The sequence below is a fragment of the Providencia rettgeri genome (assembly GCF_041075285.1).
In the GTDB taxonomy this organism is placed as follows: Bacteria; Pseudomonadota; Gammaproteobacteria; order Enterobacterales; family Enterobacteriaceae; genus Providencia; species Providencia rettgeri_G.
The window spans coordinates 3,770,624-3,790,054 of sequence record NZ_CP163512.1; the positions used below are offsets into that span (position 1 = coordinate 3,770,624).

At 36.8% G+C, this 19,431-nt stretch carries 23 protein-coding genes; 14 read left to right on the plus strand and 9 right to left on the minus strand.

The features are described 5' to 3' along the window. Positions 1-45: 45 nt before the first annotated feature. The 9 genes from AB6N04_RS17340 to AB6N04_RS17380 all read right to left on the minus strand — a co-directional run bounded on the left by AB6N04_RS17340 (position 46) and on the right by AB6N04_RS17380 (position 5,512). Complete coding sequence (locus AB6N04_RS17340) at positions 46-477, minus strand: hypothetical protein (RefSeq protein WP_369309463.1); 432 nt, start codon at positions 475-477, stop codon at positions 46-48. A gap of 29 nt (positions 478-506) precedes the next feature. Beyond that, positions 507-932, minus strand: coding sequence for a transcriptional regulator (locus AB6N04_RS17345; RefSeq protein ID WP_369309464.1), 426 nt, complete (start codon positions 930-932; stop codon positions 507-509). A 324-nt stretch (positions 933-1,256) separates the two neighbouring features. Then, on the minus strand, positions 1,257-1,736 hold the full coding sequence (locus AB6N04_RS17350; RefSeq protein ID WP_369309465.1) for a hypothetical protein: 480 nt from the start codon (positions 1,734-1,736) through the stop codon (positions 1,257-1,259). After that, positions 1,717-2,388 carry a hypothetical protein gene (locus AB6N04_RS17355; protein ID WP_369309466.1) on the minus strand — a complete coding sequence of 224 codons (672 nt, stop codon included), beginning with the start codon at positions 2,386-2,388 and terminating at the stop codon, positions 1,717-1,719. Before AB6N04_RS17355 ends, AB6N04_RS17350 begins: the two co-directional genes overlap by 20 nt. Next, positions 2,345-2,917 (minus strand): hypothetical protein, encoded by a 573-nt coding sequence (locus AB6N04_RS17360; RefSeq protein ID WP_369309467.1) that lies wholly within the window; start codon positions 2,915-2,917, stop codon positions 2,345-2,347. The genes AB6N04_RS17355 and AB6N04_RS17360 overlap by 44 nt, the downstream gene beginning before the upstream one ends. After that, positions 2,901-3,650 carry a type III secretion system inner membrane ring lipoprotein SctJ gene (gene sctJ / locus AB6N04_RS17365; RefSeq protein ID WP_369309468.1) on the minus strand — a complete coding sequence of 250 codons (750 nt, stop codon included), beginning with the start codon at positions 3,648-3,650 and terminating at the stop codon, positions 2,901-2,903. The genes AB6N04_RS17360 and sctJ overlap by 17 nt, the downstream gene beginning before the upstream one ends. Positions 3,651-3,653: 3 nt before the next feature. Next, positions 3,654-3,953, minus strand: a complete 300-nt coding sequence (gene sctI, locus AB6N04_RS17370) for a type III secretion system inner rod subunit SctI (protein WP_369309469.1) — start codon at positions 3,951-3,953, stop codon at positions 3,654-3,656. 51 nt (positions 3,954-4,004) lie between these two features. Next, positions 4,005-4,349: an EscF/YscF/HrpA family type III secretion system needle major subunit gene (locus AB6N04_RS17375; protein ID WP_369309471.1), complete on the minus strand. Its 345-nt coding sequence runs from the start codon at positions 4,347-4,349 to the stop codon at positions 4,005-4,007. 23 nt (positions 4,350-4,372) lie between these two features. After that, a complete protein-coding gene (locus AB6N04_RS17380) occupies positions 4,373-5,512 on the minus strand; it encodes a PrgH/EprH family type III secretion apparatus protein (protein ID WP_369309472.1) in 1,140 nt (379 codons plus the stop codon). A gap of 224 nt (positions 5,513-5,736) precedes the next feature. Between AB6N04_RS17380 and AB6N04_RS17385 the strand changes: the two genes are divergently transcribed. From AB6N04_RS17385 to sicA, 14 genes are all read left to right on the plus strand, one after another. Beyond that, the gene (locus tag AB6N04_RS17385; protein ID WP_369309473.1) at positions 5,737-6,516 is read left to right on the plus strand and encodes an AraC family transcriptional regulator; all 780 of its coding nucleotides are present in this window, start codon (positions 5,737-5,739) and stop codon (positions 6,514-6,516) included. After that, on the plus strand, positions 6,506-8,203 hold the full coding sequence (gene sctC, locus AB6N04_RS17390) for a type III secretion system outer membrane ring subunit SctC (RefSeq protein ID WP_369309474.1): 1,698 nt from the start codon (positions 6,506-6,508) through the stop codon (positions 8,201-8,203). Before AB6N04_RS17385 ends, sctC begins: the two co-directional genes overlap by 11 nt. Beyond that, positions 8,194-9,285: a type III secretion system gatekeeper subunit SctW gene (gene sctW / locus AB6N04_RS17395; protein ID WP_369309475.1), complete on the plus strand. Its 1,092-nt coding sequence runs from the start codon at positions 8,194-8,196 to the stop codon at positions 9,283-9,285. Before sctC ends, sctW begins: the two co-directional genes overlap by 10 nt. 25 nt (positions 9,286-9,310) lie before the next feature. Then, a complete protein-coding gene (locus tag AB6N04_RS17400; RefSeq protein ID WP_369309477.1) occupies positions 9,311-11,377 on the plus strand; it encodes an EscV/YscV/HrcV family type III secretion system export apparatus protein in 2,067 nt (688 codons plus the stop codon). A gap of 32 nt (positions 11,378-11,409) precedes the next feature. Next, the gene (locus AB6N04_RS17405; protein ID WP_369309478.1) at positions 11,410-11,817 is read left to right on the plus strand and encodes a type III secretion system protein; all 408 of its coding nucleotides are present in this window, start codon (positions 11,410-11,412) and stop codon (positions 11,815-11,817) included. Between the two features lie 3 nt (positions 11,818-11,820). Beyond that, a complete protein-coding gene (gene sctN / locus AB6N04_RS17410; RefSeq protein WP_369312163.1) occupies positions 11,821-13,113 on the plus strand; it encodes a type III secretion system ATPase SctN in 1,293 nt (430 codons plus the stop codon). Then, complete coding sequence (locus AB6N04_RS17415; protein WP_369309479.1) at positions 13,110-13,553, plus strand: hypothetical protein; 444 nt, start codon at positions 13,110-13,112, stop codon at positions 13,551-13,553. The genes sctN and AB6N04_RS17415 overlap by 4 nt, the downstream gene beginning before the upstream one ends. Then, complete coding sequence (locus AB6N04_RS17420) at positions 13,540-14,979, plus strand: hypothetical protein (RefSeq protein WP_369309480.1); 1,440 nt, start codon at positions 13,540-13,542, stop codon at positions 14,977-14,979. The genes AB6N04_RS17415 and AB6N04_RS17420 overlap by 14 nt, the downstream gene beginning before the upstream one ends. A 2-nt stretch (positions 14,980-14,981) precedes the next feature. Further along, entirely contained in the window at positions 14,982-15,908 is a 927-nt protein-coding gene (locus tag AB6N04_RS17425; protein ID WP_369309482.1) for a FliM/FliN family flagellar motor switch protein, read from the plus strand. Position 15,909: 1 nt separating this feature from the next. After that, positions 15,910-16,575 (plus strand): EscR/YscR/HrcR family type III secretion system export apparatus protein, encoded by a 666-nt coding sequence (locus AB6N04_RS17430; protein WP_369309483.1) that lies wholly within the window; start codon positions 15,910-15,912, stop codon positions 16,573-16,575. 14 nt (positions 16,576-16,589) lie between these two features. After that, on the plus strand, positions 16,590-16,859 hold the full coding sequence (gene sctS / locus AB6N04_RS17435; RefSeq protein WP_369309484.1) for a type III secretion system export apparatus subunit SctS: 270 nt from the start codon (positions 16,590-16,592) through the stop codon (positions 16,857-16,859). Next, positions 16,859-17,659 carry a type III secretion system export apparatus subunit SctT gene (gene sctT / locus AB6N04_RS17440; RefSeq protein WP_369309485.1) on the plus strand — a complete coding sequence of 267 codons (801 nt, stop codon included), beginning with the start codon at positions 16,859-16,861 and terminating at the stop codon, positions 17,657-17,659. The genes sctS and sctT overlap by 1 nt, the downstream gene beginning before the upstream one ends. A 38-nt stretch (positions 17,660-17,697) precedes the next feature. Next, positions 17,698-18,771 carry an EscU/YscU/HrcU family type III secretion system export apparatus switch protein gene (locus AB6N04_RS17445; protein WP_369309487.1) on the plus strand — a complete coding sequence of 358 codons (1,074 nt, stop codon included), beginning with the start codon at positions 17,698-17,700 and terminating at the stop codon, positions 18,769-18,771. Between the two features lie 181 nt (positions 18,772-18,952). After that, positions 18,953-19,420, plus strand: a complete 468-nt coding sequence (sicA, locus tag AB6N04_RS17450; protein WP_369312165.1) for a type III secretion system translocator chaperone SicA — start codon at positions 18,953-18,955, stop codon at positions 19,418-19,420. Positions 19,421-19,431 lie beyond the last annotated feature (11 nt).

Genomic DNA, 19,431 nt, shown 5'->3' on the forward strand with positions numbered 1-19,431 from the left:
TTAAAATTGTTAGTAACGACTCAATACGCTATTCAAGAATTAGACTTATTGTAGGGAGGTAATAGGAATGGACATTTTTTCCGATAAATTCTTTGGAATTGAGATGAATTTGTGACTCATCATGACCAATTTATTCTCTTTTTCAACTCTCACGCTAACACCTAATGTTTGCGGGGTATTGGCTATTGTATGTGGTAAATTTATTGCAAAAGAAACATGACGACTATTTTCTTTCGTTTGAAAATGGAAATTGTAATGATTATTAGCCATTGAATTTGGTGTATCCATTGAGCTAATTGATAAAGTGATGTCTGATTTTTCAGGAATATAAGTTTGTGAGTGAATTTCCCCCTGTAGTCTGTATTGATGACTATTTTGGATATGTTTAGAAAAATAACTACATCCGAATAATAAATTAACAGTTAATAATGTAAAAAAAGGCTTAAATAAATTTTTAAATATATTGAATAATAACATGACTGTTCTTCTTTTATAGCGAGTTATGATTAAAATGAACGAATAAAAACTTTTTGAAAAAAGCATTTAATATAACAATACAGCTTCGGGCGTTGTTGATATCTTGACAATACAGGCATCTCTGATTTTTCACCAGTGTATAAAATGCCAATTCTTGGTAATGTCATTATTAAGTTTTCATCCAATTCAACTTTTTTAAAGGACTGACGAAGTTGCCTGACTAGCTTGTAATAGCTACTTTCCGTCACGATAGTGCCTCTTTTTTCCCAGATTTCATACATGATCTCCCGTTTATTGCTTGTTTTTATTAATAAAAGCTTTAATAAGCAAGATTCATTTTCTGTGAGGTTAATTGACTTCTTACCGCGCGATAACGTTCTTTTTAGTGGGTCGTAAACTACCTGCTCTGATAATAGAACCATTGGTTCCATGTCATTATAGTCGATACTACTCATAAATTTTCCCATAAGTGATAAGTTAGTCATAAACTATATCTATCCTAACTTCCGACAATATATGCTTCAATATAAAAAAAAGATGCTACATCATAAAATAAAAAATTAAGTCGTTTTTTTATATTAAAGCCGTATTTAACAATGGGGTAAATTTAAAACAATTTTTGTTGATACATATATCAAAAATATATTTGTATTTTTTATTTTTCGATATAAATAGAAAGGCAAGATGGATTTTTATCAATAAACTAAAAGAATTTTATTAATATTCGGCAGAAATAACTCCCACATTATCATATGATAAATGATGGGAGTGTTCTAAACTCAAATTAGGTCGAGTTCATCGCTGTCATCGTCAACTTCAAGCTTTATTTGGTTAATATTACGATTTAATTGTTCTGCAATAGGTCCATTCATCAAACTAATAGACATATAGCGTTTCAATGCATTATTGAAGCGTTCAGCGAGTGAAGGCGTTCCTTCACTATGGTGATTTTTTAATGCAAATGATGCACCGGCGATAAAGTTTTCTTTTTCATTTTTACCTAAGTGGACGAAGGTGTTAAATACATAGGTAAACAATTCTTTATCACTATTTTTTTGTTCTAATCGATTGATAAAATTATCAATTTTCAGTTTTTCTTCGGGTGAGAACGGAATATTATCAATCTTTTTATCACTTAAAGATGAAATAGGTGCGGATCTAGCTGCCATTTTTTGCTGAAAAGTGGCTTGCATTGAAGAAGAGGAATCCGCTGTTAATCGTGGTGTCGAAGTATTTAGGCTATTTATCGGGAGATCCATGTTCACCTCTAGTGGTATTAAGCAATTCGATAAATTGTTGGTAAGACGCTTTATGTTGCGCCAATACTTGGCAGCGGCTTGAAATAGATAAAATCTGCGGTAAGGAGTTTTTTGCCGCAACTGATGGTGAGAAATAACAAATTTCGTTATCAGCCTCTAACGCGATGGTATCGCAATTTGAATGAGTTTGAATTTTTACTTTAGAATATTGCTTATCTAGTAGAGGTTGTATTTCTACAGGAATATGCAACTGAATATTGTTGGCGTTTTCCTGCTGATGAAGAAAATAGTGAGCAATAATTTGTTTTAGTCTGATATCGCTAAACAGATCCACAAGTAATTTTTCCAGCTTGGCTTCGCTTTGGTTAACCTGCTTTTGAAAGGTTATCTCACTTTTATTCAATCCCTCAATAAAATCGGTTAATAATTGCTTGATTCCGTCGTTATAACCATGCTGGTAAGCAATTTGTTGGATAGTTTCTTTTTCTATTATTGCTTGCTGGTAATAATCATTGGCTCTTTTTTGAGCAAATTGAATAACCTTTTTTTCATATTTGGATGCATTTAGAACACGTTTTCTAATTAACACGTTTTCGAGTACGGTTTCTCTAACCGCGGATACGGGTTTTATTGTCTCTATTTCTACTGACATAATGGCATGTTTCTTCAATAATATTCCAAGGCAACATTGCCTTAGTGTGAGTGGTAATAAGCTTTTGAATATCCTGACTAAACATATACTTAGCGCGTTCAGTATATAAATAACCAAAGGGCGCTAAGTAGGATAAAACTTGTGCTGCACCTAATACAATTAATGTTTCTGGTTTATTGCAACCTAATATTTCATGGGAATTTAGTGGCTGATTAAAGTATTGCTCTAGGGTTTTACGATTAGCAAATTTCTCTGACCACGGTTGTGGGCCCATTTGTAGCAGCGCGCCTAAATGAACAGCAATGGTAGGTAGTTGCTTCCAATGTTGTAAAAGCAGCTTAGGCAACAATAACGTCTGGCCCTTTGGCAAAGGTAGTTGATATCGCTTAATTAGATACTGATTATGTTTTCCCTGTAATAGTGGGGGTAATAGATGATAATCCTCGCGACTAAACTCAGGGTGAAAATAATCACCAGGTGCGAGGATAATATCACCTTGATTAATCAGTAAGTTATTTAATGTCAGCATCAGAATGATTCTCAATGGCCATTGTGGTCACTTTTTTATTTGTTTGCTGTTTCCAAAGGAAACCGAATGTGCCAAGTAATAAAATAATCATACTTACAATAAGACCAAGATTGAGTGGGCTGATTAAATTTTGCGACTCGGACTTAATTTGATACTGTAATGGCGGTCGATTAACAATCACCACTGAAACATTATCATAAGTCGTTTCAGCAAAGCTGCTATTTAAAAACAGTTTAATTTTATTCATCATCATTTTCGGATCTTCATTCCCTGAATAAGTCACTAGGCTGGAGACTTTTTGTATCGGTTTTACCGTACCATTCCCATTTAATGGATAGCTAACATGCACCCTCGCGTTCACGACATCAGGAATCGATAATAGTGACTGTTCTAAACGTTGCTCTATTAACGATAATAAACGGGTACGCTCAGCCTGTGGGGATGCGACTAGCGAGTCGCCAGGAAAAGCTTGAATAATCTCAACTGGATCCTTTGAGGGGAGGTTATATTTTTGGAGTAAATCCACAGCAATGACAAAATTATCACTTGAAACACGAATAGTATCCCCATTTTTATTATCATGTTTACGGATTGCGTCGACGCCATGAGCCTGCAATATGGCGAGGACCTCATTGCTTTGTCTTTGGCTTAAGTTACTGAGTAATAATTGGTTATCACATCCCATTAATAAGCCAATAAACCCAATTAACAATAATTTTTTTAAAATATTCATGGTTTATTGGGCTTTTAATACAGTATCAATGGCTGAAACACTTTTATGGGTTAGCGTACTTATCATACTCATCGCTAAATTGTAATTACCCACTTTGTTTTGAATCTCAAGTAATTTTGCTGGGTTACTAACATCAATATTATTTGCCTGATTAATTAAGCTTGCTTTTTCATTACTAACAGCTGCGGTATATTCAGCAAATAATTGTTTTACTTTGTCTTCAAAGGAACCTGTAGGCGCTCTAATAATAGCTGTATCATCCTGAATAGTAGGGATCGCTGAAAATGATATTGGAGTGATCATATAATTTTCCTATAGAAATATAGCACTGCATCAACAGTGCTTTTATTAAAATTACACGTTACGAATAATGGCTTGAGCTGCATCTTTAATGGATTTCATTACGTTACTTTGTAATTGACGCGCCATATTATAGTTACCGCTTAATGCGGTGATTTTACCGAGGACTAAGGGGTTGTCCACTTCAACATTTGGGTTATTCAGTGTATCCTTCAATTCATCAGCAATAATTTTAGTGCGCTGACTAAGACCTGCTGAAGCTCGGTACATCATTCCCCATTTACTATCTTGGGTACCCGCGGTTTCGAAACTTGAGCCGTCCCATTCACCCGTGCTCGTAACTTTCCCATTGTTATCTGTTACACTTCCTATTCCTGATGCTATTCCTGATGCTGCCATAATAACTTCCTCTTTGATTACAATTAAAGTGATTTTAAATTAAATGTCCAATGGTTATTCCCTAATAAAATATAACCATCAGTGTTTGTGATAAAAGATTTTCCAGCTAATTCATTATTTGCTAATGAGATAGAGAAGCGAATTTGTCTTTCTCCCCATTGTTGATAAAATGAATTTGCAAAAGTAATTGCAGAGATAGTTTGTTTATCATTCAAGCTATCTTTAATAATAAATACTGTTTTATTATTCTCAGTGATTTTATGCCATTTTACATTGCTTTCTGTTAATCCTAGTTTGGATTTTTTTATTAATTCATCAATGTTGGTAACCTGTGAGGTGTAATTCGTGTAGCAGCTAAAGTAGCTAGATAATAACTTTTCAATAAAATCATTTTTTTTGTCTATATATTGATTTGATAGTGATTTTATGACGGGGGAACAAGGGTTACTGATATCAATTTTTAATAAGTCTGGGATTTCATCTGAAATTTTATTTTCTATTTCAACCTCTAGCTGATTTTTTACTTTAATAGAAAAGCTATTGCGAAACTTTGTTTTTAACAACTGCTGCATACTCCAATCATAGTCCCGTTGAGATTGAACTAAGATAAGCACTTTATTTTTATTATCCTTGGTTACAATCGCTTTTTGAGTGCTTCCGATAAGGATATTTTCGATAGCTTGCAGTTGTACATCTTTTTGTAATTGAGAATTTTTAGGAAAACAGAGATAGCCAACAAAAATAAGAGCGAATAATGATAGAGCAGCGAAGATTTTATTGTTGTGTGGCGATTTATTAAATTTATTAGAGGTCTTTTCTGCTTTAATAGGCTGATGTCGCTTATTTTCAGCGATTAATGATGGCTCCCAAGGTGTATCAATTTCTTTGAGAGAAAATGGAAATAGCTCTTTTAAAACAAGTTGTTGTAATTTAATTGGAATGATTTCACTACGGTTTTTTGCATGAAGATCAACTGCAATTTGACCATCATGGGAAATAATTGAAAAAGTGAAAGCCTCTTGATCACTCGGTATTGAGTAACCTGTAAAGCCTTCTTCTGTCACATTTGCTGTATAGGTTTTCTCTTCGCCAATCACAACTAAGTTGGCATTGAGTTTAATCAGTATTTCTTGATCACGCATTTCACCATTCATGATCTTCATAACATAAGTCTTATTATGGATATCTTTCACGCATATAATCTCTGTAAAAATAATTTAAGCTTATTTAACAGAATAAAAAAATAGCAGTCAGCTGAATTTATCTTATTCATTATGACTACAAGTTTTCTCATTAAAGTATGAAATAGTCTTTTTTATTCCTTTGTGTTTTGTGTGTGTATCTTTCAATCTGCTTTTGAAAAATCAATAGATAGGGTTTATTTATAATGGAAAAGAAAGATATTGCTGCGCTGTTAGAAAATGGAAATCTCTGTTTTTCTTTGCAGGACAAATTAGTTTTGGCAGTACCAAACGATAAAGCGGCGACTTTTTTTTATAAATCGCCATATTCAAATTTAAATATTTCATTCGATAAACAATCTATATTTATTGCTAATGATGAAGTGTTGCCGTGTGATGAAAATCCATATTGGTCTATTCACTCAATGGCATTGTCAGAGTTAATTGAAATTCTTGCCGTTATTGATACTGCTATGGGGCAGTCGTTTCTTTCGAAGAAAGAGACCTATAGTCCAAATGAACCGGTAACACAAGAGTTTATTTCATTGGATGAAGAGCTTTCTACCAATGTATCAATTAGAAATGTTGTTATTGATTTGGTAATTAAAATGCACCCACGATTTAACTGTTGGTGTAATGTTTTACGTAAATATGAAGCTTACGGAATGATGCGTTTTATTCTGGAAGCCGCACAGAGTGATAAAAATGCAAATATCAATCAACTTTGTGCACGTTATGGCGTATCAGCATCGTATTTTAGACAACTTTACCGAGAAAACTTTAATAAAACAGCAAAACGTAAAATTATGAGTGTCCGCATGGCGAACGCAATTTTACAGTTAATTGAGAGTGAAAGTTCAATTTTAGATGTTGGGTTAGAAGCGGGTTATTGTTCAGCCTCACATTTTACCAATGATCTTAAAAAAGAGTTGGGGTTAACCCCTTCAGAAATAAGACATCTTGGAGCAAATTTATATGAGCAGTAAGAGAAAGGGAGTGATGTTATTTACACTCCTTTTACTGAGTACCTACACTTATTCGGCTCAGTCTGAAGTCTTTATTGCACAGCCTGTAGCACAAGAAAAGAACCATGATACATTTGTTGCGAATAACATTGCCGTTGGTAAAGTGTTTGAAGTTGTTGCTGAACAGCTAAATAAACCGATTATTTTAAGTAAATTAGCCGCGCAGAAAAAAGTCACTGGTAATTTTAATCTCGCTAATGCCGATGAAATGTTCAAGGCGTTAACACGTCGCATTGCGTTGGTGTGGTATGACGATGGTGCGAGTATTTATGTTTATGATAATAGCGAAATGCGTAGTGCAATTATCCCAATGCACAATGTTAGTAGCGGCCAAATACTCAATTATATTCAACGCAATGGCATTTATGATGAACGTTTCCCCGTTCGTGCTCAAGGCGCAGACAGTTTATTGTTTGTTTCGGGCCCACCTTTATATGTGGAATTAATTAAAGCGGCGGCTCTTTATTTAGACAAACAAACTCAACAAGAAGAGCAAGTCAGCAGTGAAGTGGCGGTTATTTCATTAAAGCACGCGTCGGTGACGGATCGCAGTTATTCATTACGAGGTCAAAGTATTACTGTACCTGGTATGTTAACGGTGATTAGTACTTTATTTAAAGATAGCGGAAATACGGTTGAAGAGGTCGTCAATATTCAACCAGCCAAACTGAATACAACAGGTGATTCGATTGATGAATTGATGGATGCACCAATTGGTGAAAGTGAACTCCCACAAAAGAAAGTGATAGTGAACCGTTCATCAGGGAAAAATGCATTATCACTTGTGGCTCATCCAGATAGTAATAGCTTGATTGTTAAAGGTAGCGAAGAGCAAATTCGTTATGTTAAGCAACTCGTTAGAACCCTAGACGTTCGCCGTCGCCAAGTCGAATTATCATTATGGATAATTGATATAACACGTTCAGAGTTAGATAACTTGGGTGTTAACTGGGAGGTTGGAACATTTAAAACAGGTCGAGGGGCAGTTGCATTTAATCGCAGTACATTATCTAACAGCCAAGATTTTTTATTACAAATTGATGCATTAAGTAAAAAAGGAAATGGGCATATCGTATCGCGCCCGGTTTTGCTAACCCAAGAAAATATTCCGGCTTTATTCGATAACAACACCAGCTTCTATGCCAAGTTACAAGGTGAGCGTATTGCTACATTAGAACAAGTGACTTACGGAACCATGATCAGTGTGATGCCACGAATTTCAGCAGGTCATCAGGTTGAAATGGAAGTGAACATTGAGGATGGCGCACAAAGTCATGGTAGTGATGGCAAAGCGTCTAGCGTTGAAGGGCTCCCCTCTATTAACCGAACCAGTATTAATACTGTTGCCCGTATTGCGAAGGATAGCAGTTTACTTATCGGGGGTTATACTCGCGAACAATATATTGAAAATGAAAGTAAAATTCCTGGTCTTGGTGATATTCCTTTTGTTGGGGGCTTATTCAGCAGCTCGTCAGTTAACCAACAAAAAATGGTGCGATTATTTCTGATACAACCTCGTTTATTGGATGAAAATGAGGCTTGGGATGGGCGTCAGTTTTCCGAAAAAACACGTATTACTCAGCGTGATAGCCAGTTGCATGGCACGGTGCAATTTCTTAAACAATATATGAGTGACTCATGGCAATAACGCCTCTGAGCTATGGCAACCGTTTTTCGTTGGGAGTGCAAGATAAAAGCCGAGCCTCAACAAAAGCCAATACCGATGACAGCGAAGAGGTAACTCGTGGGCAAGGCGTCATTGATAGCAGCAGTGAATATGCCTCAATGGCGATGTTGGCGGCAAGTCATATTCGTCGGGGCAATTCGCGAAAAGACCCTGAAGAAGAGTGGATGCGTTTTGCAGAACGTATTTTAGATAATCATGCGGATGAAAAAGTCACGCGGATTGAAGGGGTGCTTAATAAGCAATTACTGAGCCCAAAGCAATTACGAGCGCTTTTATTACAGTTCTTTCCTGATCCCAGTGATTTATTAATGGCATTAGCGACATTAATTCACCGAGGAAGATTAAAAAAAGAGCAGATAGCACATCTTGATACGCTTCATGCGCAATTACTGAGTGAAGAAAATGCACGTAGTGCGCAAGCGGGGGCAAATGTTGCCTTATTAGCTAAAGCATTTGCGCAGAAATTGAAGCAAAGTGCCGGTAATTTACGTTCGATTTATCGTGAATTTATCAGTTATGACGGCCCTGTCATTTACCTGTATGAACAATGGGTTGAAGAGATGGCACTGCAAGAGCGCGAAAATATGATGCGTTATTTAGCTCGTGCATTAGCATGTGATTTGCAAGCCCTACCTCTCGGGGATGTGAATATTAGTGAGTTTGGTAATTTTTTTATTCGAGTCGGGCGATTACGGGAATTGCAATCTCTCGATTTTACCTTTAGTCAGAAATTCCTGATGTCAGCATTATTTCGCTATCAATTAGATATCAATAAACAGCCATTAGAAAAAGGCCTTAGCCAAATATTTATCAGTGGACTGCGTGGACAGGTGAATTTTGAAGAGAAGCTTATCGATTTTGTGAATAAAGAACTGCGAACAATGCATACGGAAATGCGAGGGAGATTTATACAATTATTATTATTGGCATTTTCAATTATTCCTACTGCGGTTTTTCCTTCTTTAGAAGCAAGGGATGAGTTATTGGAATTTTTAAAATTTCATATGAGTGACATCGTGGCACAAGAAAATATTAGAAAATAAATAGAGATAGGAAATAAATAGTTCCATGAAAAATATAACTGGATTTTTATTACAGATCCGCCAACGACCAGAGTTAATGGTATTAATTATCATGGTAATGGTAATTGCTATGTTAATTATTCCATTGCCAACAATTTTGGTCGATTTGTTAATTGGCCTAAATATTATGATTTCAGTACTGATTTTTATGAGCTCGTTTTATATTACTCGAGTACTGAACTTTCAATCATTTCCCTCTATTTTATTAATCAGTACCTTATTTAGATTAGCATTATCAATTAGTACCAGTCGCCTCATTTTATTAGAAGCGGATGCTGGGGACATTATTGCGACGTTTGGCGAATTTGTTATTCAAGATAACCTTGTCGTCGGAATGGTGGTGTTTGCCATTGTGACGATTGTGCAATTTATTGTTATTACAAAGGGCTCTGAGCGTATTGCAGAAGTCGCAGCTCGATTTTCTCTTGATGCCATGCCGGGTAAACAAATGAGTATTGATGCTGATTTACGTGCCGGGGTGATTGATGAAGCGACTGTTAAAGAGAAGCGTGCTGATCTGGAAAAAGAGAGTCAGTTATTTGGTTCATTTGATGGTGCGATGAAGTTTATCAAAGGGGATGCCATTGCGGGTATTGTCATTATCTTTGTCAATTTGATTGGTGGTATTTCTGTTGGTACTGCTCAGCAAGGTATGGATGTCTCTACAGCATTAAATACTTTTTCCTTACTTACAATTGGTGATGGATTAGTTGCACAAATTCCTGCGCTGCTGATTTCTATTAGCGCCGGTTTTATTGTGACTCGAGTTGGGGGGAATGATAAGAACCTTGGTGAGAATATTGTTTCTGAGCTATTTGCACATGACTTTACAATATTAATTACGGCACTGATTATCCTTTTTATGGGGTTCTTACCCGGTTTTCCAACGACGATTTTTCTCTTCCTTTCTGCATTGTTGTTTGGATTATTTGCGATACGCTTTCTAAAAGGGCGTAAGAAAAAAATCAATGAAAAGCAGCAAGAAACTGAAAGTATTCATCCTGATGTGATGGAAGGGGAAACTCAGCGGGCGAATCAACAGATTGAAGAAGAGTATATCCCCGAAACGTTACCGATTATTATTTCAGTCAATCAAAATTATAAGCTGCATTTAGAAGAAAATAATTTTTTAGCTCGAATGAAAAAGGATGTGTTTATTCGCTATGGATATCGTATTCCAGATATAGCGATTAACTACTCCCCTATTGTCCCAGAGAATAAAATTATTGTGTTAATTAATGAGGTCAAAGCGGGTGAGTATGATATTTATTTTCACGGTTATCGTTTATTAACCCAGACTGAAGAGTTAGGCCACCTTGGAATTGAACTAACGCAATATACCGATGAATATGGTGCAACAAGTCTTTGGCTTTCCGAGTCAGATAAAGAAAATATCGAGCAGTTAGGGTTATATGTTCGCGATGATATTGCTGAAGTTATTGATTGTGTCAGTACCTTAATGCTGCGACATATTAATGAATTTTTCGGTATTCAAGAAACTAAAAATTTACTGGATGATCTTGACAGAAAATACCCTGAATTACTGAAAGAATGTTATCGCCACGCGACGGTGCAAAAAGTGACAGAAGTTTTCCAACGTTTACTAATGGAAAAAATCTCGGTACGCAATATGAAACTAATTATTGAAACCTTAGTGCAGTGGGTGCCCAAAGAAAAAGATAGTCTGATGTTGGTTGAGCATATTCGTAGCGGCATGGCACGTTATATTTCAGCAAGATTTGCAGTGGAAGGTCGCTTAAATGTATTGATGATTAATTCAGCTATCGAAGACACTATTCGTCAAGGTATTCGCCAATCCTCGGGGGGAGTGTATTTACATCTTGAGCCAGAGACCAGTAATCAGTTGATCCAAGCTGCGGAATTAGCATTAGAAAACAGTTATTTATCTGTAAGGGACGTGAATGTGTTGGTTCCTGTGGATATTCGTCGTTTTGTGAAAAAAATCTTAGAAGGCCGTTTCCCTGAATTGGAAGTGCTGTCCTTTAATGAGGTTTCAGAAACGGTGAAAGTTAACGTAATTAAAACCATCTAATTAATAGAGATAAACCAAAGAGGGAGTTAAAAATGAAATATCGTTTTATCGAAACATTAAATAAATATTTAAATAGCATGGGACGTAGTGATTTAATTAATTCACAATTAGATTGTCATTCAAATATTCAACTAGAGATGAATGACTCTCCTGCAATTAATATTGATCTGTCAACGGATGATATTATTATTTGGTGCAATTTAACACACTGTAATTATAGCCGATTAGATTCTGTGAGTGGTTTGTTATTAAAATCTATTATTGAATATCCACCACGTAATTTTCAACCTGGTCAACCTGCTTTAAATTTAGTTGATGATATGTTGATTATCTCTGCGGTATTAAAACAATCCGCACTAGAGGATATATCCCTTTTCTCGGATAGTTTTGAGGAATTTTTCGAACGTGCTAATGAATTACGTGAACAATTATCCGCTTAAATGATGAAATTTTTTGATCTCTGCGCACACCCTACGTGCATTCATGGATGCTTAATCGAAGCACCACTAAAGGGCGTCTTTATTGGCGAAATTTGTTTTCTTGAACGGTCAATTTCAAACCCTGAAATTATTGCGAAAGCGCAAGTCGTTGGCTTTAAGGAGGGGTTAACGGTATTAAGTTTAATTGGGCGTACACAAGGTTTGACCCGTGAAGTGGTTATTCGACCGAGTGGCTATCCATTTGTATTTCCAGTGGGGGAGCATCTGGCCGGAAAAATCTTTGACGCATCAGGTGAGCAAGCGGGTTTATTGACCGACAGTATTGCAGAAGTGACAAATTTAGAGAGTCGCTTACAACGCATTGATAATAAACCCGTTAGTGTGACGCAAAGACGACCGATCAGCGAACCTATGTTTACTGGTGTACGTGCAATTGATGGCTTATTGACCTGTGGATTAGGGCAACGGGTGGGTATTTTTGCGGCGGCAGGGAGCGGAAAAACGTCACTCATGAATATGATCATTAACCATGCCCATGCGGATATCCATGTTGTGGCTTTAATTGGTGAGCGTGGGCGAGAAGTTATTGAATTTATAGAAGAACTAAAATCTTCTCCTCATGCGGCACAAACGATCCTTGTGTATGCCACATCCGATAGCCCGCCAATAGAACGGTGTAACGCGGCATTATTAGCGACCACTATTGCGGAATATTATCGCGATAACGGTCGTCATGTTTTGTTATATATCGACTCGATGACGCGCTATGCAAGGGCCTTGCGTGATGTGGCGTTAGCGACAGGTGAGTTACCCGCAAGACGAGGCTATCCTGCTTCTGTGTTCGAACAACTTCCCTTGTTATTAGAGCGGCCCGGCCGTCTTCAACAAGGTTCAATCACCGCTTTTTATACGGTATTGCTTGAAAGTGAAGATGAGTCTGACCCGATAGGCGATGAGATTCGTTCCATACTTGATGGGCATATTTATCTTAGTCATACATTGGCGGGGCGCGGTCATTACCCTGCAATTGATATTCTGCGCAGTATTAGCCGTGTATTTCCAAAAGTCACTTCTTCTGAGCATGGAAAAGCCGCAACTGAGGTGCGTGAAATGCTCGGGAAACTCGAACAACTTCAACTGTATTTGGACTTAGGTGAATACCGTGAAGGGGAAAATAAGGATAACGATAGAGCATTAAATAAGCAGGCTGATATAGAGATGTTCCTAAGGCAAGGGATGGCGCAGCCAAGTAACTTTGGGGATATGTTAAAACAACTCACCCAGCTAACATCATGAGCATCAAGGACTTATTGCTCCTCACTGAGCGCCGCTTAGATAAAACACAGCAAGAACAAGGGCGACTAAATTTAGCGATTTCAGCGCTTAAACAAAAATCAGCCGATATGAAAGCGCGGATCAAAATTCTGACCGCGCAAGTTGTTGTGTATGAAAAGTCTCAAGAACTCAAACCGATAGCATTTTGGGAACGCCAGCGCTTAAAAGCGGCGGTACTGGCTGAAATAGCCCAATACGAATATCAAATTGATAGCATTTTAATGGAAATAGAAAAATACCAAGAACTGGCTGAAAAAATGAAAGCACAGGCATTTTTGTTGCATCAAAAGTGCGAGAAATTCCAAAAATATCTTAAACAGCAACGTATTAAACGATGTTTAAAATTAGAGCGTCAGCAGCAAAATGAAATAGAGGAGTTATTTGTCCATGTCAGCAATTAAATCATGTTCAAATGAAAATGTGATAAGTGGCGTTACTGAAGGCATCGAAACAGCGGTTAAGCCGATAGGTTGCTTTGGTCAGCTAGGTAAAATCAATGAAAAAGGATTAATCCATCAACAGCTTGCCAAGAAGATTATGAAAGGATTAGAACCGGCAGTGGCATTGAAACCTGTTTGTAGCTCAGCAATAGCTCAGGATAGAAAGCATACAGAATTTATGGCAATACCCACGTTGGAACAAGTTGATTATCAAGTCTTTATTCCTTCATTAGAGCACAAGAAAGTACAGGTTGAACCTGAACAACAAGTGGTGCTTTGCCCATTAGATCACAAAAATGAGCAGATTGAGCTTGAGCAGCAAGTTGATATTGAAGAGGAACTAAGAAGCGATCATGTAGATACCATGCCATTAGATGATAGGTTACTTGATGATGAGATCCCCCTAATTAATATGAGCGGCTTGCCACTTATCCCTTTTAGGGAGAATGAGACGATTCAGCATTCTAATCATCTCATCAGCCAATTAACCCCATCCGAACACTGGGAATCGACAGCTTCGGTGTTAAATGTACAAGAAAATCAAGATGGCACTAATGGGGAGTTATTCGATACCCCCCCAAAAAATGCACCTTCTTCCCGTCTTATGGCTGAATTACCGCCACGTCAGTTGGCACGTTCACCGTTATTTCAAGCGGGTAGCTCGGTTGTTTTAGGAAAAAATAATCCATCACAACTCACACAACCGGTATTTGTTCCACAGGTTCAAATCAATACAGGATCTGTTTTACATGACTTACCCGCGGAGAATGGTATAGAGGCAACTGTAATAGGATATTCAGATAGCACAGAGCCACGCTCTGCAATTGGGTATTCAGATAGTCCTGAGCCACGGTCTGTAGTCGGATATTCAGACACGGCTGAGTCACACTCACTAATGACTTCCGAGCGTTTTTTGCAAAATCTGGCGAAAATTGAGAAAAACCAACCCGTTTTGCAAGAGATAACTGATATTGAGCACGCTAATATTACCCAAAATAATCGAGTGCCTATGGAAATCGGTGTGATGACTCAAACGTCGCCCCAAGTACCAACAACAATACAGGAATCGACATCGATATCCCATCAGGTTGAAAAATGGATTGAACACAGTGCTGCAATTGAGAATGCGCAGTTGAATGAAAATAAGCCACGAACGTTAACCTATACATTCCAACAATGGAAAAATACCCCATCGGTGACGTTTGAATTGGCGACGAAAACGGATGTTATTGCAACGACATATAGCCAAGAAGTGCAGCAGATATTACAAGATAACAAACACTTGTTGCATGGTGAAAAGAGTGTTTATTTTCGCCATGATCAAGGGCAAGAGCACGGGCGGCAGCATAGTCGGCAGCAGGAACAACATCAGCAAGAAGAAGAGTAAATATGTTGAACATTCGACGAGTTAGTTTGCGAGAAAAACAGCTAAAAACATGGCAACAACAATACCAAGTCGATGTTGTGAGCCAAAATACCCCCGCAGATCAACGTTATTTTTCTGTTTATTTACAAAATGAAACGCAAAATACGCATGTTTTGGTGCACGCTGAGCGTTGGTGTCGATACCGTTGGCCTGATTTAACGCACTACGCATGGGCAGCATTAGATGACAAAACCTTATGTGACATGTTCATTTTTGAAAATAGTGATAAACGTTTTTTTGATAAGCAGTTTAGTTGCTACTCAGTGGAGATGATCAATAACGCTGATACGGAAAAATTTGGTTTATTAGCGAAAGAAGACTCCCTTGGTGATGCTATGTTGCTTGGTCCTATTGCAGGACTGACCGCGAGAAAGCCCATATCCAAACAATTTGAAAACCTCTTAGTGCCTGCGGATTGGGTTTTAGGTGATAGCTATATTAGTCTCTCATTATTGCGCTCATTATCTTTAGGTGATGCACTATATATTCAGAAATTACAATTACATATGTTGATTGGTGGGCGTGTATTTGCTCGGTTTCAAAAACAAGAAGAAGGCTTATTTATGATTGAAGAAATATTACAACCAGAAGACACTGCTGATTTACCGTTGAGTGAAGATTATCAAGATGAAATTGAGCGTCCATTTAATTTAGATGAGATGAGTATTAAATTAACCTTTGTGTTAGGTCATAGCGATATTGCTATTTCAGAAATAGATAATATACAACCCGGCTCTATTTACTCTATTGGTAAAAATAAAGAACGCGAAGTAAAAGTTTATGCTAATAAGCAGCTCGTAGCAGAAGGTGAGCTTATTTATTTGGGTGATAATGAAGAATTAGGTTTAGAGATCACACGCATAATTAGCCTAGGTGATAAAAGGGTTTAATATGCCAACGGTTCCACAAGAAATTCCATTATTAGCGATCATTGCATTTTCGACATTACTTCCTTTTATTATTGCAGCAGGAACATGTTATTTAAAAATATCCATTGTGTTAGTTATGGTGCGTAATGCAATTGGGGTACAGCAAGTACCTTCTACCATGGCATTAAATGCGATTGCGTTATTATTATCTATTTTTGTGATGATGCCCGTATTGCAGGATATGAATAACTATATGCGTCAAGAAGGTGTTGATTTTAGTCGTGTGGAATCAATAGATAACTTCGTTGATGATGGACTGGGGCGTTATAAAACCTACTTGCAGAAGTATTCAGATCCACAACTAGTCACCTTTTTTGAATCTATTCAACAAGGACGTAGTGAAGAGGAAATTAGTACAGACTCGGCAGCGCCGACACTATTTTCTTTATTACCTGCTTATGCATTAAGTGAAATTAAATCGGCATTTGAAATCGGTTTTTATATTTATCTACCGTTTGTTGTTATCGATTTAGTGATATCCAGTATTTTACTCGCACTCGGTATGATGATGATGAGTCCAGTGACGATTTCTGTGCCTGTAAAATTGATTTTATTTGTTGCTATTGATGGATGGACATTAATCTCTAAAGGGTTAGTGATGCAATATTTTGAACTAGCACAGCACTGACGTGGAATATTGGTATGGATCAGATTGTATATATCAGTAATAAAGCGATGTTATTAATTGTTATTTTATCAGCTATTCCGGTTATTGTGGCGACAGTCGTTGGGTTATTAGTCGGGCTGATACAAACGGTAACTCAATTGCAGGAACAAACATTACCTTTTGGGATTAAATTATTAGCTGTATTTGGTTCATTATTTATGATCTCAGGTTGGCTGGCTGACAAAGTGATTAACTACGCCATTGAAGCTATTACCGCAGCAATTCCAGCGGTAGGGTTATTCTAATGAGTCAAGAGTTAGTCTCACTTGCTTCCTATTTGTTTTTTTTGTTTCAACAAGGGTTGATAAAGTTGTCGCTGGCATGGTTGAGAATAGCCCCTGTGATGTTTTTTCTGCCTTTTTTTAGCAATAAATTATTAAATGGCGGAATTATAAAAAATTGTGTTGTTATCTATATTGCTTTGGGGCTATGGCCATTTTTGGCTGGAGCAGATATACAATGGGAGAAAATCGGGTTAGCTGAAATATTTGTGTATGAAATTGTTATCGGGTTAGTTTTAGCTTTTATTCTAGGCTTACCTTTTATGATAGCCAATATTATTGGGGAATTAATCGATACCCAACGCGGTGAAACCATCAGCAGTATTGTTGATCCTGCAAGTGGAACCGAATCATCGGAACTTGCTGTATTTTTAAGTTATATCGTTTGTATGGTATTTTTAGCGCAAGGGGGGATGTATCAACTCTCTAGCATTTTTGCACAAAGTTACCATCTATTACCTGTAGGGCACGGATTTTCCTCTTTTAATAGCTTACCGTTGGGGGAATGGCTAAATAGTTTGGTATTGAAAGGCGCTATTTTAGCGGCACCAATTATTGTGACCTTATTTATTACTGAAGTTGCACTTGGGTTATATTCTCGATTTTGCCCACAGATAAATGCATTTTCATTATCATTGGCAATAAAGTCAATTATTGCATTTATTGTGTTTTTACTTTATTTCCAAAATGAAGTCCCCGATATACTTGTGAATATGATTTCATTATCCCCGTTAAATGATGTTTTTTTTCCTAACTCATCATAGCTAATCGGAAGTCTATGGCAGAAAAAGGGCGGAAATAAATGGCAGAAAAAACAGAAAAACCTACCGACAAAAAAATAAAAGATTCAGCAAAAAAAGGCCAAGGTTATAAAAGCAAAGATTCGGTAGCTGCAATTGTACTTGTTGTGAGTGCTTTTATTTTTGACGGAGTGACAAGTTTAGAGGATTTAGCAATACTGATGAAAAAGATATTGTTATCTCCGTCTGATATCAATATAGATACGTTAATTTGGGAATTTTTTATTATTTTTCTTGGTATTTTATTGCCTATTTTATGTGCGTGTTTTTTGGCAGGAACAATAATCTCCCTATTACAAAGCCGATTTAGATTAGCAACAGAAGCAATAAAACTTGATTTTACTAAACTAAATCCAATTGCAGGATTGAAAAAGATATTTTCTTTAAATTCGCTAAAAGAGCTTGTAAAAGCATTTTTGTATTTGATTGTATTTGCTATTTCTACGATGGTCTTTTTTTATCTTTGGCGACACGAAATTTTTATGCTGTATCGCACAATGTTAGATGGGATGATCCACCAATGGGCGAGTTTATCGACCACGTTCATTATCGTGTTTCTTGCCGTTGCATTGCTGATTATTGTTGTCGATATGATCACAGAATTTTTCTTGTTTATTAAAAACTTAAAAATGGAAAAGCAAGAGGTTAAAAAAGAGCATAAAGACAACGAGGGGGATCCCCATATAAAAAGCGCACGTAAAAGTTTACATCGGGAGTTGCTGTCAGAGGAGGTCAAAACGAATGTGCGTAACTCAACGTTTGTTATGGCGAATCCTACGCATATTGCGATTTTAATTTATTATGATCCAGACATTGCGCCATTACCTTTTTTATTTTCTAAAAGCCGAGGAACTCTGGCAAAGGCAATAATTAAATATGCTGAACAGCAAGGTGTTCCTGTTATTCGAGATATTCCATTAGCCCGTAAGATTTGGCGTTCATATAAAAAAGATAGCTTTATTGATGAGGTGGGCTTGGAAGAAATTATGCAGATTTTGTCTTGGTTAATTCAAGTTGAATTAGTTCAGATGGGCGTTGATGTCGATGACGTATTAGGGAAATTAGCCAGAAAATAGAAGGCTAATTTATAACGTTTTATAAATAATAAATAACGATCAATAGAATAAATCGTTTTTTTAAAGCCGGTAAAAAGTGAGTTGATTATGATACGGGTATAAACTCGAGTCATATATTAAATATTAATGCAAAGGTAAATATATGAATGATACTCAATATAATGAAATAAAAAAAATTGATATGGAAGAATTACTGGGGAATATTACAACAGCACTGATGGATGGGGCTACGTATAAAGATATCCACGGTATTCCACAAAGCACAATGGATGGCATTTATTCTTATGCCTATGAATTTTATCAACAAGGTAAATTAAAGGAAGCCGAAACGTTCTTTCGTTTTTTAAGCATCTATGATTTTTATAATACGGATTATGTGATGGGGCTTGCTGCTGTTTACCAATTAATGAAACGTTATGATAAAGCGACAGAGTTATATGCCTTAGCCTTCGTTCTTGCAAAAAATGATTACAGGCCATTATTTCATGCGGGTCAATGCAATCTAATGATGAAAAAAAGCAGTGCGGCACTGCACTGTTTTGAAAGTGTTTTAGAAAGTAGTGAGGATATTGATTTGCAAAAAAGGTCACAGGCTTATTTGACGGTATTAAAGAAAAATATTGAGCCTTCAGGATCAGTAAATACTTAAAGAGGTATAAA